Source organism: Streptomyces sp. NPDC002004 (assembly GCF_053593975.1).
The window spans coordinates 228538-243205 of record NZ_JBSFDP010000001.1 but is presented as its reverse complement, the minus strand read 5'-3'; the positions used below and the strand labels follow the sequence as shown (position 1 = coordinate 243205).

Annotated in this window: 14 protein-coding genes; 7 read left to right on the top strand and 7 right to left on the bottom strand. The window is 74.1% G+C overall.

The genetic code is table 11. The features are described from left to right. Positions 1-5: 5 nt before the first annotated feature. Together ACWCP6_RS01040 and ACWCP6_RS01035 are read right to left on the bottom strand one after the other, a co-directional pair. Complete coding sequence (locus tag ACWCP6_RS01040; RefSeq protein ID WP_450930186.1) at positions 6-725, bottom strand: ABC transporter permease; 720 nt, start codon at positions 723-725, stop codon at positions 6-8. Further along, complete coding sequence (locus tag ACWCP6_RS01035) at positions 725-1741, bottom strand: ABC transporter ATP-binding protein (RefSeq protein WP_450930185.1); 1017 nt, start codon at positions 1739-1741, stop codon at positions 725-727. The genes ACWCP6_RS01040 and ACWCP6_RS01035 overlap by 1 nt, the downstream gene beginning before the upstream one ends. A gap of 278 nt (positions 1742-2019) precedes the next feature. Between ACWCP6_RS01035 and ACWCP6_RS01030 the strand changes: the two genes are divergently transcribed. Genes ACWCP6_RS01030 through ACWCP6_RS01020 form a run of 3 tightly spaced genes read left to right on the top strand, consistent with a single transcriptional unit; the run spans position 2020 to position 4986 of the window. Continuing rightward, the gene (locus ACWCP6_RS01030) at positions 2020-2895 is read left to right on the top strand and encodes a MaoC/PaaZ C-terminal domain-containing protein (RefSeq protein WP_450930184.1); all 876 of its coding nucleotides are present in this window, start codon (positions 2020-2022) and stop codon (positions 2893-2895) included. 47 nt (positions 2896-2942) lie between these two features. Then, positions 2943-4028 (top strand): Zn-dependent alcohol dehydrogenase, encoded by a 1086-nt coding sequence (locus tag ACWCP6_RS01025; protein ID WP_450930183.1) that lies wholly within the window; start codon positions 2943-2945, stop codon positions 4026-4028. Between the two features lie 16 nt (positions 4029-4044). Then, positions 4045-4986: a 3-oxoacyl-ACP reductase gene (locus ACWCP6_RS01020; protein WP_450930182.1), complete on the top strand. Its 942-nt coding sequence runs from the start codon at positions 4045-4047 to the stop codon at positions 4984-4986. Between the two features lie 329 nt (positions 4987-5315). Here the strand turns inward: ACWCP6_RS01020 and ACWCP6_RS01015 are convergent, their stop codons facing one another. Next, on the bottom strand, positions 5316-6542 hold the full coding sequence (locus ACWCP6_RS01015) for a hypothetical protein (RefSeq protein WP_450930181.1): 1227 nt from the start codon (positions 6540-6542) through the stop codon (positions 5316-5318). A 216-nt stretch (positions 6543-6758) separates the two neighbouring features. Here ACWCP6_RS01015 and ACWCP6_RS01010 point away from each other — a divergent pair, with 216 nt between their 5' ends. The 3 genes from ACWCP6_RS01010 to ACWCP6_RS01000 are packed head-to-tail and all read left to right on the top strand — an operon-like array spanning position 6759 to position 9808. Then, complete coding sequence (locus ACWCP6_RS01010) at positions 6759-7661, top strand: Nif3-like dinuclear metal center hexameric protein (protein ID WP_450930180.1); 903 nt, start codon at positions 6759-6761, stop codon at positions 7659-7661. Further along, entirely contained in the window at positions 7658-8401 is a 744-nt protein-coding gene (locus ACWCP6_RS01005) for a zinc ribbon domain-containing protein (RefSeq protein WP_450930536.1), read from the top strand. The genes ACWCP6_RS01010 and ACWCP6_RS01005 overlap by 4 nt, the downstream gene beginning before the upstream one ends. A 12-nt stretch (positions 8402-8413) precedes the next feature. Beyond that, positions 8414-9808 carry a bifunctional RNase H/acid phosphatase gene (locus ACWCP6_RS01000; RefSeq protein WP_450930179.1) on the top strand — a complete coding sequence of 465 codons (1395 nt, stop codon included), beginning with the start codon at positions 8414-8416 and terminating at the stop codon, positions 9806-9808. 77 nt (positions 9809-9885) lie between these two features. On the opposite strand, the gene eda is transcribed toward ACWCP6_RS01000, so the two are convergent. After that, on the bottom strand, positions 9886-10575 hold the full coding sequence (gene eda, locus ACWCP6_RS00995) for a bifunctional 4-hydroxy-2-oxoglutarate aldolase/2-dehydro-3-deoxy-phosphogluconate aldolase (protein ID WP_450930178.1): 690 nt from the start codon (positions 10573-10575) through the stop codon (positions 9886-9888). Positions 10576-10800: 225 nt separating this feature from the next. Then, positions 10801-11601, bottom strand: a complete 801-nt coding sequence (gene yaaA, locus ACWCP6_RS00990; RefSeq protein ID WP_450930177.1) for a peroxide stress protein YaaA — start codon at positions 11599-11601, stop codon at positions 10801-10803. Positions 11602-11747: 146 nt separating this feature from the next. Here yaaA and ACWCP6_RS00985 point away from each other — a divergent pair, with 146 nt between their 5' ends. Further along, entirely contained in the window at positions 11748-13187 is a 1440-nt protein-coding gene (locus tag ACWCP6_RS00985; RefSeq protein WP_450930176.1) for an RNB domain-containing ribonuclease, read from the top strand. On the opposite strand, the gene ACWCP6_RS00980 is transcribed toward ACWCP6_RS00985, so the two are convergent. Further along, entirely contained in the window at positions 13138-13746 is a 609-nt protein-coding gene (locus ACWCP6_RS00980) for a hypothetical protein (RefSeq protein ID WP_450930175.1), read from the bottom strand. The genes ACWCP6_RS00985 and ACWCP6_RS00980 overlap by 50 nt on opposite strands. Continuing rightward, positions 13743-14564, bottom strand: coding sequence for a MerR family transcriptional regulator (locus ACWCP6_RS00975; RefSeq protein WP_450930174.1), 822 nt, complete (start codon positions 14562-14564; stop codon positions 13743-13745). The genes ACWCP6_RS00980 and ACWCP6_RS00975 overlap by 4 nt, the downstream gene beginning before the upstream one ends. Positions 14565-14668 lie beyond the last annotated feature (104 nt).

Below are 14668 nucleotides of genomic sequence, written 5' to 3'. Positions count from 1 at the left end.
CGCCGTCACACGGTCCGTGCGGCGCGGCGGTACGAGACCACAGCGTACGAGCCGAAGAGCAGCAGCCATCCGGTGATCAGCGCGACGGTGCCGGCGCCCGGTGCGCCGCCCTCCGCCACGGCCTGGCCCAGGGCGGCGAAGCCGTGCGTGGGCGTGTAGTCGGAGATCGTGTGCAACCAGTGCGGGAAGAGCTGCGCCGGGAACCACAGGCCGCCGAGCACGGCGAGGCCCAGGTTGCAGGCCACGTTCACCACGCCGGTGGTCTGTGCGGTCAGCCGGTAGCCGTTGCCGAGGCCGAGCAGCGTGAACGGCAGCGCGCCGAGCCACAGCGCCAGCGTCAGGGCCGCCCACTGCCAGCCGTCCAGGCGCACCCCGTTGACCAGGGCGCCCGCGGCCAGCACCGCGACGACCGCCGGGAGCACCGTCACCGAACCGGCCAGGGCGCGGCCCACGACGACTGTGCGCGGAGCGATGGGGGTGATCCGCAGCTGCCGCAGCCAGCCGATCGACTTGTCCTCCGCGACCCCCGTCCCCGTGCCGAGCGCCGCACCCAGCGCACCGTAGGCGGCCATGCCGACCATCGACGCGGTCTTCCACTCCCCGGCCGAGCCGCCGCCGAGGTTCGTGAACAGCAGGTACATCAGCACCGGCATGCCGATGCCGAAGACCACGAAGCCGGTGTCGCGAAGGGTGCGGCGGATCTCCAGCCGGATGTAGTCGTACATCACGCGTTCTCCAGTTCGGTGCCGGAGGCGCCGGAAGCGCCGGAAGTGCCGGGGGCGGGGGAAGTGCGGGGGGCGGCGGTTGCGCCGGAAGCGCCGGAAGGCCCGGCGGCGGGCGAAGTCAGGGCCAGGAAGGCGTCGTCGAGGGAGGCCGGGGCGACCTCCAGACGGCGTATCGCGCCCAGCCGGGCCAGCGCGATCACCGTGGCGTCCGAGTCCTCGGTGCGCAGCCGGGCCCGGTCCCCGCGCACCTCGACCGCCACCACGCCCGGCAGCAGCGTCAGCCCCTCGGTCGGGTGGCCCGCCAGGTCGAAGGAGACCAGGCTGCCGCCCGCCGACCGGCGCAGTTCCTCGCCGGTGCCGTCGGCGACGATCCGGCCGTGGTCGATGACCACGATCCGGTCGGCGTGGTCGTCGGCCTCCTCCAGGTAGTGCGTGGAGAACAGCACGGTGTGCCCGCGCCGTGCGTACGCGCGCATCGACGCCCAGAACGCGTGCCGGGCCTCCACGTCGAGTGCGGCGGTCGGCTCGTCGAGCACCAGCAGCGACGGGTCGCCGGCCAGCGCCACCGCGAACCGCACCCGCTGGGCCTGGCCGCCGGAGAGCCGGTCGACGCGCCGGTCGCCCAGGTCCGGGATGCCCGCGAGTTCCAGCGCCTCCGCGACCGGCATGGGGTTCGGGTAGCGGCCGGCGACGAAGGCCACCAGTTCGCGGACCGTGATCCGCGGTACCGCCCGGCCCTCCTGGAGCATCGCCCCGACATGTCCGGCCCGCACGGCGTGCTCCGGATCGCCGCCGAACAGCCGCACCGACCCGGAGTCGGGTGTGTCGAGTCCGAGCAGCAGCGAGATGGTGGTGGACTTGCCGGCGCCGTTGCGGCCCAGCAGGGCGACGGTCTCGCCGCGCTCGATGTCCAGGTCGATGCCGTCGATGGCGCGCACGTCGCCGAAGGACTTGACGGCCCCCGTGAAGGACACGGCCCGCTGTCCGGCGGCGCCCGTGTCGGATGTCTTCGTCATGGTCACGACGATAGGAGCGGCCGGGGTGCGCCGGGCAGATGCGGTTGTACGGACCCGGGCAGGACAAATGTCCCGGGTGCAGATAACTGACACGGTGTCAGGTGCCTTCACAAGTGCCGTGCGCTGGGCTATACATGGGGGCGCCGGGCAGGACTGGAACGCGTTCTAGCTGGACACCCCTGGAAGCAGCCGGTCGTGCCGGCCCGACGACGACCTCGGTGCGGCCGACGGTGCGGACGGCCGCGCCGAGGTCTTCCCACCCGAAGAAGCGGAGCCCCATGCCCATCGACGCCGCCAGGGCCGTCGCGGCCGAGCCGCGTGCCACCGAGATCTCCTGGGACCACAAGGACATCCAGCTCTACCACCTGGGTCTGGGCGCCGGTGCGAATCCGGACCGGAGCAGCCCGGCCACGGACCCCGACGAGCTGCGCTACACCCTGGAGTCGAAGCTGCACGTGCTCCCGAGCTTCGCCACCGTCGCGGGCGCCGGGATGGGCGTCGTCGGTGGCCTCTCCGCCCCCGGCATCGAGGTGAACCTCGCCCACGTCCTGCACGGCGGCCAGCGGATCGAACTGCACCGGCCCATCCCGGTCCGCGGTACGGCGGTCTCCACCTCCCGTGTCGCGGCCGTGTACGACAAGGGCAAGGCGGCCGTCCTGGTACTGCGTTCCGAGGTCGCCGACGACGCCGGGCCGCTGTGGACGAGCGACGCCGAGATCTTCGTGCGCGGCGAGGGCGGCTGGGGCGGCGACCGCGGCCCCTCCACACGTCTCGAGGTGCCCGCCCGCGAACCGGACCGCACCGTCGAACGTCCCGTCCGCGAGGACCAGGCCCTGCTCTACCGGCTCTCCGGAGACTGGAACCCGCTGCACGCGGACCCCGAGTTCGCCAAGCTCGCCGGATTCGAGCGGCCGATCCTGCACGGGCTGTGCACCTACGGCATGACGCTCAAGGCCGTCGTCGACACGGTGCTCGGCGGCGACGTCACCCGCGTCCGCTCGTACACCACCCGCTTCACCGGCGTGGTCTTCCCGGGCGAGACCCTGCGCATCCGGATGTGGACCGAGACGCCGGGCCGCGTCCAGGTGACGGTCGGCGCCGCGGACCGGGACGACGCGCCGGTCCTCGCCGACACCGTGATCGAGCACGACTGACCCGACGCACCGCTCAGCCCACACCGTCGTACGAAGGAGCCGCGAGCATGCGCGCAGCCGTACTGCACGAGATTGGCCAGGACAAGCTCGACGTACTCGACGACGTGGAGGCGGTGGGCTTCGGCCCGGGCAAGGTACGGATCCGGATCCGGGCCACCGGGCTGTGCCACTCCGACCTCTCCGCGATGAGCGGGGTGCTGCCGCAGCCCGCGCCGTTCGTGCCCGGACACGAGGGCGCGGGTGAGATCGTCGACGTCGGCGACGGCGTCACGGGCGTCAAGCCCGGCGACCGGGTGCTGGTGTGCTGGCTGCCGGCCGACGGCACCTGCCCCGCCTGTCTGCGCGGCCAGAGCGAACTGTGCCTGGCCGGCTTCATGAACGCGGGCGTGCCCAACTTCCGGCGCTCCGGCGGCGGTTCCTCCGAGGTCTTCGGCTTCGCGGGGACCGGCACCTTCGCCGAGGAACTCGTCGTCGACGCCGGCTGCGCCGTCCCGATCCCCGACGACGTGCCCTTCGACATCGCCGCCCTCATCGGCTGCGGCGTCACCACCGGGCTCGGCGCCGCCGTCAACACCGCCGATGTGGAGGCCGGTTCGTCGGTCGCCGTCATCGGCTGCGGCGGCGTCGGCATCTCGGCGATCCAGGGCGCACGCCTCAAGGGCGCCGCGCAGATCGTTGCCGTCGACCCGGTGGAGTCCCGGCGCGAGGCGGCGCTGAGGTTCGGCGCCACCGAGGCCGTCGCACCGGACGCGCTCGGCGACGCCAAACAGCGCATCACCGGCGGCGAGGGCTTCGACTACGTCTTCGAGGTGGTCGGCAGGTCCGCGACCGCCCGCACCGCCTACGAGACGACGCGGCGCGGCGGCACCCTGTGCGTCGTCGGCGCGGGCGCCCTCGACGACTTCCTCCAGCTCAACATGTTCGAGCTGTTCTTCGACGAGAAGCGGATCCTGCCGTCCCTGTACGGCGGCGGCGATGTGCGGCGCTCCTACGAGCGGACCATCGCCCTGTGGCGGGCCGGCCGCATCGACCTGGAGAACCTGATCACCCACCGGGTGCAGCTCGCCGAGATCAACGACGCGCTGGACCAGATGCGCACCGGCGTCGCGCTGCGCACGTGCATCGAGATCTGAGAGGACTCCGACCCAGATGTCACTGCCACTCGAGGGGCTGTCCGCGATCGTCACCGGCGCGGGCCGGGGCCTCGGCCGCGCCGAGGCGCTGGAACTGGCCCGGCTCGGCGCGAGCGTCGTCGTCAACGACTACGGGCGGCCCGGCCGCGACGGCTCGGGCGAGGCGTCGGCGGGTCCCGCCGAGGAGGTCGCCGCCGGGATACGGGCCGCGGGCGGCACAGCCGTCGCGCACACCGGCGACGTCGCCGACTTCACGCAGGCCCACGGCCTGGTCGAGCTCGCGGTCCGGGAGTTCGGCAAGCTGGACATCCTCGTGAACAACGCGGGCATCCTGCGCGACCGCATGGTGTTCTCGATGTCCGAGGACGAATGGGACTCCGTGATCCGTGTCCACCTCAAGGGACACTTCAACACGACGCACTTCGCGTCCGTGCACTGGCGCGAGCGGTCCAAGGCGGCGGGCGGCCCGGTGTACGGGCGGATCGTCAACACCTCGTCCGAGGCCTTCCTGGCCGGCTCGGCCGGACAGCCCAACTACGCGGCGGCCAAGGGCGGCATCGTCGGCCTGACCACGTCCACCGCACTGGCCCTGGGCAAGTACGGTGTGACGGCGAACGCGATCTGCCCGCGTGCCCGTACCCGGATGACCGAGGACGTCTTCGCCGGCTTCGCCGAGCCGGGCGAGGGCGAGCTGGACCCGCTGGCGCCGGAGCACGTCGCCCCGCTGGTCGGCTATCTGGCCTCCCCGGCGGCGGCGAACGTCAACGGTCAGCTCCTCGTCGTCCACGGCGGGATGGTCGCCGTCATGGAGCGCCCGAGGGTGGCCGCGAAGTTCGACTCCAAACAGGACGCCTTCACCTACGACGAACTGGACGCTCTCCTCGGCCCGCACTACGCGGACCGTCCACGCAACGAGACGTTCGCGGCGGCGGAGGTACTGGGCCTCAAACGCGTCTAGGGCGGGGGCCGTTCGGTCGTACGGCCCCGTCGCCGCCGCTCCGGTGCCGGGAACCGGGCCTGAAACCCGGGCCCCGGCGCCGGAGGGCAGCGCGATGCGGCGGCTCAGGCCGCGTCGGCCGTGTCGCCCCCCGGCCTGCGGTGCCGCCCGCGCGGCGCCGCCTCCTCGTCGTGTGCCGACACGGGCCCCCGGTGCTTCCCGTGCCCCTCGGCCCCCGCACCCCCGTGCGTCTCGGCCGCCGACTCCATTCCACTGCGTGTTTCAGCCATCGGAAAAACGTCACCCCGTCAGAGATCTTTCAGTGCAGCCCGGCCACTCTAACGGCCCATTCACCGGCCCGTGAGCGGTGCCTGCTGCAGCGGAACGGGACGCGCGGCGACCGGTTCGGGAGGAGTGCGGAGTTCCGGTGAAGACCCGGCGGAGGACAGCCGCGCGACCCCGCACGGCACCTCCCGCGTCGCGTACGGCAGACACAGCTCGCCGCCCGCCGTCCACAGCCCCGCGCCCGTCAACCACCCCTCGGGCGCGGCAAGCTGACGCACCTGTCCGCCGACCGGCCGCCAGATGCCGAGCCGGCTGCCCGCGGGCCCGTCCAGACGCAGCCCCACGGCACAGCTCTCCGGTGTGAGCATCTGCCGCGGCTGCACCGCGAAGGGAGTCACCGCGCAGTCCGGCAGCCGCAGCGACTCCGGGAAGCGGACCGGCAGTGTGCTGCCCAGGACGCCCCAGCCGAGCCGCTCGTGCCCGGGCGACGGGGCGTCCGAGCGGATCAGCAGCAATCCGCTGTCGGCGTCCGCGAGCAGCAGCCGGTCCACGCTGTCCTCGGTGATCTCCAGCAGCGGCGACACCTCGCCGCCACGGGCCAGGTCGACCACGACCGTCTTGGCGCGCCCGTCCAACTCCCGGTCGAGCGCGAGCAGCCGCCCCGCCCGGTCCAGCCACACACCGCCGGAACAGCGCCCGGGGATCTCGGCGACGCACACGGGACCGCCGCCGCCGTTCGTCACCAGCCACACGGCGCCGGACCGCTCCCCGACGGCCAGGGCGTAGGCGGCCGCACCGCATCCGGGCACCGGCGGCAGCAGCGTCACCGTGTCGTACCCGGCGCCCTCCACGGCCCCGAGCGGGAGTTCACCCGTGCCCGGCCCCGTCGGATAGATCAGTGAGAAGTGGTGCCGCCCGTCCGCCTCCCGGTGGATGAGCACCCGCCCGTCCGGCAGCGGCAGCACCTCGCTGCCCGGCCGCTCCGGCTGGTTGCCCGGCAGCGGCACCGCATAGGGCTCGGGCCCGTTCAGCGTCCAGCGCTCCGGGAACCAGCACCCGTCGCGGTGGGCGAGCCGCGCGGCGTACGACCCGTCGGCGGCGATCACGCAGCCGGGCCGCACCGCCCCGGGGCGGGCCCCGCTCCCGACGCCGTCGCCGGCCGTGGACCCGCGTGGCGCCCCGGACCCGTGGTCCGTGGCGGTTGTCTCGTCGATGCCGCCGTCCGGGCGTGCGCCGTAGTCCCCGTCAGCGCCCTCGTCCGCAGCAGTGCCCTCGATCACACAGGCCGTCATCGCTCGGTCACCTCCGGCGACGAAGCTAGTTTTCGTACCCGGTGGCGTGGCACCGGCGACGGCCTCTTCACGCATAAGGATGGTGATGAACCGATTCACCTGAGGTGACGTGCATACATGTGCTGAGCCGGTGCCCCCATGGCCGGTCCACGGCCGGCACCGCGGAGGCGGGGAGCGACTGGTCACGCCGGTGTGAAGGAAAGGTAGCCTTTTCCCGTGCCCCGTCTGTCTGAAGTCATCGCCGCGCTCGACGCGCTCTGGCCCCGTGAGAGGGCCGAGTCCTGGGACGCGGTGGGGACGGTCTGCGGCGACCCCGATGCCGAGGTGACCCGGGTCCTGTTCGCGGTCGACCCCGTGCAGGAGATCGCCGACGAGGCGGTGAAGCTCGGCGCGCAGCTGCTGGTCACCCACCATCCGCTCTATCTGCGCGGTACGACGACCGTGGCGGCGTCGACGTTCAAGGGCCGTGTGGTCCACACGCTGATCAGGAACGACGTCGCCCTGCACGTCGCGCACACCAACGCCGACCGCGCCGACCCCGGAGTGTCGGACGCCCTCGCCGGCGCCCTCGACCTGCGCGTGGTGCGCCCTCTGGTCCCCGATCCGTCCGACCCGGAGGGACGCCGGGGCCTCGGCCGGGTCTGCGAGCTGGACCGTCCGATGACCGTGCGCGAGCTCGCCGCACGGGCCGCCGAGCGGCTGCCGGCCACCGCGCAGGGCATCCGCGTCGCGGGCGACCCCGACGCGCTCGTGCGCAGTGTCGCCGTCAGCGGCGGCTCCGGCGACAGCCTCTTCGACGACGTCCGTGCCGCCGGCGTCGACGCGTTCCTCACCGCGGACCTGCGCCACCACCCGGCGTCCGAGGCTCGCGAGCAGAGCCCCCTGGCGCTGCTCGACGCGGCGCACTGGGCCACCGAGTGGCCGTGGTGCGAGCTGGCCGCCGCCCAGCTCGACGAGATCTCCGACCGGCACGGATGGGGACTGCGCGTCCACGTCTCGAAGACGGTCACGGACCCCTGGACCGCCCACGCGGCGTCCGCATCCTCCTCCCCCGAGCTCTCGGCCACGCCCGAGCAGGGGGTACCCGCATCTTCCGATCCCTTTGGAGCCCCCAACTGAACGCCGCGCCCGCCGACCAGATCCGACTCCTCGACGTCCAGGCCCTGGACGTACGCCTCCAGCAGCTGGCGCACAAGCGGAAGTCGTTGCCCGAGCACGCCGAGATCGAGTCGCTGACCAAGGACCTCACCCAGCTGCGCGACCTGCTCGTCGCCGCGCAGACCGAGGAGGGCGACTGCGCCCGCGAGCAGACCAAGGCCGAGCAGGACGTCGACCAGGTGCGCCAGCGCGCGGCCCGCGACCAGCAGCGCCTCGACTCCGGCGCCGTCACCTCGCCCAAGGACCTGGAGAACCTCCAGCACGAGATCACCTCACTCGCCAAGCGCCAGGGCGACCTGGAGGACGTGGTGCTGGAGGTCATGGAGCGCCGCGAGTCCGCCCAGGAGCGGGTGGCCGAGCTGACAGAGCGTGTCTCCTCCGTGCAGTCGAAGATCGACGACGCGACCGGGCGGCGTGACGCGGCCTTCCAGGAGATCGACGGCGAGGCGGACTCCGTGACGAAGGAGCGCGGGGTCGTCGCCGCCTCCGTGCCCGCGGACCTGCTGAAGCTCTACGACAAGCTGCGTGAGCAGCAGGGCGGCATCGGTGCGGCCAAGCTGTACCAGCGCACCTGCCAGGGCTGCCGCCAGGAGCTGGCGATCACCGAGCTCGCCGAGGTGCGGGCCGCGGCGCCCGACACGGTCCTGCGGTGCGAGAACTGCCGCCGCATCCTGGTGCGCACCTCCGAGTCCGGCCTCTGAGGAGTTTCAGGGGTGCGGGAGTTCATCGTCGAGGCCGACGGCGGGTCCCGGGGCAATCCGGGGCCCGCGGGCTACGGCGCCGTGGTGATCGACGCGGCGACGGGGGAGACCCTGGCCGAGACCGCCGAGTTCATCGGCGTCGCCACCAACAACGTCGCCGAGTACCGGGGGCTCGTGGCCGGGCTGCGTGCGGCCCGCGCCCTCGACCCGGACGCGAGCGTCAGGGTCCGTATGGACTCCAAGCTCGTCGTCGAGCAGATGTCCGGCCGCTGGAAGATCAAGCACCCGGACATGAAGCCCCTGGCGGCGGAGGCCGGGTCCGTCCTCCCGCCCGGGAGGGTCACCTACGAGTGGATTCCGCGCGAGCGGAACAAGCACGCGGACCGGCTGGCCAACGAGGCGATGGATGCGGGGCGGCGGGGCGAGCAGTGGTCGCCGTCGGCGTCCACCGCGGAACTCGACGCAGCGGCCGACGGGCGCGGCGCGGGTGCGGTGCCGGTCCCGGCCGCTCCGCCGGGTGATGCGGCCGCCGGGGCGGCAAGGGCCCGGGCGGCGCTCGCCGGCACCCGGACGCGGCGCGAGGCGGCGGAGACATCGGCTGCGGAGACGGCGGCCGCGGAGGCGACGCGTGTCGGGACGCCCGCTGCGGAGGCTTTCGGCGCCGGAACGTCCGGTGCCGGAGCTTCCGGTGCGGAGGCTTCCGGCGCGGGGGCTTCCGGCGCCGGTGAGGCGAAGGCCGAGGCGGACCGGCGGGCGGCGCGGCGCGTCGCACAGCCCGACCTCGGTACCCCGGCGACGTTCGTCCTGCTGCGCCACGGCGAGACCAGGCTGACGCCGGAGAAGCGATTCTCGGGCAGCACCGGCACCGATCCGGCCCTGTCCGACGTGGGACGCCGCCAGGCCGACCGGGTCGCCGCCGCGCTCGCGGCGCGCGGCACCATCGGGGCCGTCGTGACGTCCCCGATGCGCCGGTGCCGGGAGACGGCCCAGGTCGTCGCGGCCCGTCTCGGCCTGGACGTCACCGTCGAAGAGGGCCTGCGCGAAACGGACTTCGGTGCCTGGGAGGGGCTGACCTTCGCGGAGGTCCGCGCACGCCATCCGGAGGACCTCGACGCCTGGCTCGCCTCGGCCAAGGCGGCGCCGACGGGCGGCGGTGAAAGCTTCGCCACGGTCGCCCGCCGGGTCGCCGCGGCCCGCGACAGGCTCGCTGCGGCGTACGCGGGCCGTACGGTCCTGCTGGTCACCCATGTCACGCCGATCAAGACCCTGGTGCGGCTGGCCCTCGGAGCGCCGCCCGAGTCCATGTTCCGGATGGAGATCTCGGCCGCCTCGCTCACCGCCCTGGCGTACTACACCGACGGCAACGCGTCGCTGCGCCTCCTCAACGACACGTCCCACCTGCGCTGACCGGGACCACCCGGCGGGTGGGCGCCCCCTCGCCGGGGCGGCTCCTCGCCGGGGCGGCCGGGAGTCGGGCGACGGGCCTACGGCCGCAGTGCCGCCGCCTCGCGCGCCAGGGCCTCGATCCGGCCCCAGTCCCCGGCTGCGACCGCCGTACCGGGCACCATCCACGAGCCGCCCACGCAGCCCACGTTGCCCAGGGCGAGATAGGCGGGCGCCGACGCGATGCCGATGCCGCCGGTCGGGCAGAACCGAGCCTGCGGCAGAGGCCCGGCCAGCGACATCAGATACCCCGTGCCGCCCGCCGCCTCCGCCGGGAAGAACTTCATCTCGCGCACCCCGCGCTCCAGCAGCGCGACCACCTCCGACGTGGTCGACACCCCCGGCAGGAAGGGCAGCCCGGACGTCTTCATCGCGTCGAGCAGCTGCTCCGTCCACCCCGGGCTCACCAGGAAGCGCGCGCCTGCGGCCACCGCGTCGGACACGTCCCGGGGCGAGACGACCGTGCCCGCGCCGACCACCGCGTCCGGCACCCCGTCGGCGATCGCCCGGACCGCGTCGAGCGCGGCGGGTGTCCGCAAGGTCACCTCGATCGCGCACAGCCCGCCCGCCACCAGTGCCCGCGCCAGCGGCACGGCGTCGGCGACGTCCTGGACGACGACCACGGGGACGACGGGGGCGAGATCCAGGACGGAGGGCACGGGGGAGGGGGACGCAACCGGCACCGGTGACGCGGCCGGGGACGGCGCGGACGAAGGCAGGGGCGAGGTCATGCGCTCATCCTGCCGCGATCCGCGCAGCATGCGCAAAAGGCGTTGCACATGTTGCAACGTGATGATGGGTTCGCGCACGGCCCGCCTCGACGCGGACGCCGGACGCCGGACGAAGGCGCAGACGCGGACACCGGCACCCCGCACTCGGCACCGACCCCGGCACCGCGTGCCCGGGCGCCGGAGCCTTGCGGGCGCGTCTGCGGACCTCGCGTCAGCGAACTCGCGTCAGTGGATCTCCGTCACCACCACGTCCAGCGCCCAGGCCTTCCCCGGCTTCGCGGGCGCCTCGGCCTCCACGACGTACCCGAGGTCGCGCAGCGCCTCGACCAGCTGGGCCGGGTCCTTCGGCGCGGCGCCCGTCGTCAGCAGACTGCGTACGATCCGCCCCTTGGTCGCCTTGTTGAAGTGGCTGACCACCGACCGCTTCTCGACCCCGTCGACCACCTGCGCGTGCAGCACCCGGACGGTCGCCGTGCGGGCGGCCACCTCGCCCTTCGGCTTCCACGCCGCCGCGTACGCCGAGGACCGGAGGTCCAGGACCAGTCCGTCGGCCGCCGCCTCGGGCAGCACCTGCGCCATCGTCGGCCGCCAGTACGCGCCCAGCGCCCCCAGCCCCGGCAGCTTCACGCCCATCGAGCAGCGGTACGTCGGAATGCGGTCCCCGGTGCGGACCGCGCCCCACAGCCCCGAGAAGACCAGCAGCGAGCGCCCGGCCCGCCGCTTCGCCGCCGCGTCCAGCGACGCCAGGTCCAGCGCGTCGTACAGCACCCCGGTGTAGATCTCCCCGGCCCGGCGGGTCCCCGCGGTCCACAGCTCCGCGTTCTTCGCGACCTCGCCCCGCAGCCCCTCGCTCAGACCGAGCACCTCACGGGCCTTGTCCTCGTCCCCGGAGCACAGTTCGACGAGCTCCTGCACCACGGCCCGCCGCGCCTCGTTCAGACCCGGCAGCGACAGCCCCTCGAGCTGCACCGGAGCCCCGTTCCCGGACGAGGCCTTGCCTTCGGACGGCGGCAACAACACGAGCACGATGCGGTTCTCCTTGATAGCGACGGAGGGGGTGCGGCCCCGCGCCAGATTACGGGCTCCGCACGGCCCGGCTGCCACCGCCGGCGGCGGACGGACCCCCGGGCGCACGGCGTGCCGCGCCGGCCGCACCGCCATACGCTCAGCACATGCACCGCCACGTGCACGTGACAGCGACCCCCGAGGCCCCCTTGCGCACCGTTCTGCGAAGCCTCCGCACACAACTCGGCGTACCCGAGGCCTTTCCGCCCGCGGTGACCGCCGAGGCGGAACGCACTGCACGCGACCCCCGCCTCCCGAAGCACGACGCGACCGACGTCCCCTTCTGCACGATCGACCCGCCCGCGTCCAGGGACCTCGACCAGGCGATGCACCTGTCCCGCCGCCCCGAGGGCGGCTACCGCGTCCGCTACGCCATCGCCGACGTCGCCGCGTTCGTCGACCCGGGGGCCGCCGTGGACACCGAGGCGCACCGGCGGGTCACCACGCTGTACTTCCCCGACGAGCCCGTCCCGCTGCACCCCGCCGTGCTCGGCGAGGGCGCGGCGAGCCTGCTGCCCGGCCAGACCCGCCCCTCGGTGCTGTGGACCGTCGACCTCGACGCGGACGGCCGCGCCGTCGCCACAGACGTACGCCGCGCCCTCGTCCGCAGCCGCGCACGGCTCGACTACGCGGGGGTCCAGCGCGAACTCGACACCGGCACCGCGGAGGAGCCCCTCGCCCTGCTCGCCGAGATCGGCAAGCTCCGCGAGCAGCTGGAGGTCGAGCGGGGCGGTATCTCCCTCAACGTCCCCGAGCAGGAGGTCGTCGAGCACGGTCACGGCTATGCGCTCGCGTACCGTGCCCCGCTGCCCGCGTACGCCTGGAACGGGCAGATCTCCCTGCTCACCGGGATGGCCGCCGCCCGCGTCATGATCGACTCCGGCACGGGTGTGCTGCGCACCCTGCCCGCCGCGCCCGACGGTGCGGTGGGCCGTCTGCGCCTCACCGCCAAGGCGCTGCACATCGACTGGCCGCACCACGTGCCCTACGCCACGCTCATCCGCTCGCTGGACCCCGGGCAGCCGCGGCACGCCGCCTTCCTCCAGGAGTGCACGGCCCTGCTGCGCGGCGCCGGCTACACCGTCTTCCGGGACGGCGCCGTTCCCGTGCACGCCGTGCACGCCGCCGTCGCCGCGCCCTACACCCACTGCACGGCGCCCCTGCGCCGCCTCGTCGACCGGTACGCGGCCGAGCTGTGCCTCGCTGCCGTCGCCGGGACACGGCCTCCGGACTGGGTGCTCGCCGCCCTGGACGGCCTGCCGCGGGAGATGGCCGACGGCACCCGCCGGGCCAACACCGTCGAGCGCGCTTGCGTCGACGTCGTCGAGGCCGCCGTGCTGGAGAACCGCGTCGGCGAGGTCTTCGACGCCTGCGTGGTCGACGTCGAGCAGGACGAACCCACCAAGGGCACCGTCCAGCTCGACACCCCGGCCGTGGTGGCCGCCGTCGAGAGCCCCGAAGCGCCCCTGCCTCTCGGCGAACGCCTCCGGGTCCGGCTCACCCGGGCGAGCCCCGGCTCGGCGAAGGTCCTGTTCGAGCCCGCGTGAGCGCCAGGACCAGCTGCTCCGGATCGTCCGCGTGCAGCCGTACGAGCCGCACGTCGGCCGACCGGCGCCCCAGCAGGGGGACGTACCCCACCGGCTCCGCGAGTTCGACGGTGACCGACGTCTGCGCACCCACCGGAAGGTTCAGCTCGCCGTCACGCGGCTCGTGCGTCGAGCGGGTCTCCCGCCGCACGGCGGCGATCCGGTCGAGCGGCACCGTGAGGTCGACGCGGGCGCCGTCCCGTATCCGCAGCGCAGCGGGCCCGAGCACATGCGGCCGGGTCACCGAGGCGGCGTACAGCCCCACGACCAGCAGCACGGTGTAGACGTCGAGGACCAGCACCACACCGTGCAGCACCGGCAGGCCGCGCAGCAGCACGGACATCCCGAAGGTCTCGACGAGACACACCACGGTCAGCCCGGCCATCACGGCGCCCTGACCTCGCGCGTACCCGAAGGCCCGCTCCCGGCCCCGCACCCCGTGCCTGCGCCCGGCCAGCCACAGCCCGAGACTGACGAGCACCCTCGTCTCGTGCGCCGCCAGCGCCCGTACGGTCCTCATCGGCCGTCCCGCTCGGCGACCATCCGGATCGCCCGCCGCACCGCCTCCGCCTGGGCGGGCGCGAAGTCGGCGAACAAGGCGCTGAGGAAGGCGTCGTCGGCGGCCGGCTCGGGCGCCCGGTCCGTGAGCAGGCCCTCGGGCAGGCAGTCCGCGAGCGCACGCGCGGCCTCGTCCACGCGCGGATCGTCCGCCCGGGCGTCCGCGAGCGCGTCGAGGCGGGCGTACACGTCGTGCGCGCGTTCCGCCGCTCCCGGGGCCGACGCCGTGTCGCGCAGGGCGCCCATCAGCCGGTCCCGGTCCTCCGGAGCGGCGGTCGTCTCGATCAGGGCGAGCAGCTCCCGGTCCTTCGCCGCCATCGGCGACGCCGGCCCCGTCCGTCCGACGTCCGCGCGGTCCAACTCGCGCAGCAGCGAACCCAGTTCCGGGGACACGGGCGCATCGGCGGGCAGCCGCCCCGCCTCCGCGTCGTCCAGCAGCTCCCGCAGCCGTGCCCGCCGCTCCCGGATCGCGGCCTCCTGCCGCGCCAGGTCCTGGTCCAGCTCGGCCAGCACCTCCGCCAGCTCCCTCCCCGACTCTCGGCCCCGCTCGAGCGGGGGCACCCCCGTGCGCTCGTCCGCCAGCACGTCCCGCACCTCGGCGAGTCCGAGCCCCAGCTCCGTCAGCCGGCGTATCCGGGCCAGCACGACCGCGTGCCGCAGCGTGTAGACGCGGTAGCCGTTGGGCCGCCGTTCCGGCTCCGGGAGCAGTCCCAGATGGTGGTAGTGCCGCACGGCCCGCGTCGTGACACCGACGGCCGCGGCGATCTCTCCGATCCGCATGGGGCCAGTACAGACCCTGCCGTTGCGTGAAGGTCAAGCCGCCTGCCGCCGCCCGCCCGCAAGGCGTTCGCCGTGCGCCACCCGCCGCGCCCGGCGAACCCTGA

What these genes read in the sequence shown, in the direction of transcription:
- ACWCP6_RS00985 (WP_450930176.1), top strand. Translation starts at nt 11,748, where the DNA reads ATGCACCGCCACGTGCACGTGACAGCGACCCCCGAGGCCCCCTTGCGC.
- eda (WP_450930178.1), bottom strand. Translation starts at nt 10,575, where the DNA reads ATGACCTCGCCCCTGCCTTCGTCCGCGCCGTCCCCGGCCGCGTCACCG.
- ACWCP6_RS00975 (WP_450930174.1), bottom strand. Translation starts at nt 14,564, where the DNA reads ATGCGGATCGGAGAGATCGCCGCGGCCGTCGGTGTCACGACGCGGGCC.
- ACWCP6_RS01035 (WP_450930185.1), bottom strand. Translation starts at nt 1,741, where the DNA reads ATGACGAAGACATCCGACACGGGCGCCGCCGGACAGCGGGCCGTGTCC.
- ACWCP6_RS01040 (WP_450930186.1), bottom strand. Translation starts at nt 725, where the DNA reads ATGTACGACTACATCCGGCTGGAGATCCGCCGCACCCTTCGCGACACC.
- ACWCP6_RS01030 (WP_450930184.1), top strand. Translation starts at nt 2,020, where the DNA reads ATGCCCATCGACGCCGCCAGGGCCGTCGCGGCCGAGCCGCGTGCCACC.
- ACWCP6_RS01015 (WP_450930181.1), bottom strand. Translation starts at nt 6,542, where the DNA reads ATGACGGCCTGTGTGATCGAGGGCACTGCTGCGGACGAGGGCGCTGAC.
- ACWCP6_RS01025 (WP_450930183.1), top strand. Translation starts at nt 2,943, where the DNA reads ATGCGCGCAGCCGTACTGCACGAGATTGGCCAGGACAAGCTCGACGTA.
- ACWCP6_RS00980 (WP_450930175.1), bottom strand. Translation starts at nt 13,746, where the DNA reads ATGAGGACCGTACGGGCGCTGGCGGCGCACGAGACGAGGGTGCTCGTC.
- ACWCP6_RS01020 (WP_450930182.1), top strand. Translation starts at nt 4,045, where the DNA reads ATGTCACTGCCACTCGAGGGGCTGTCCGCGATCGTCACCGGCGCGGGC.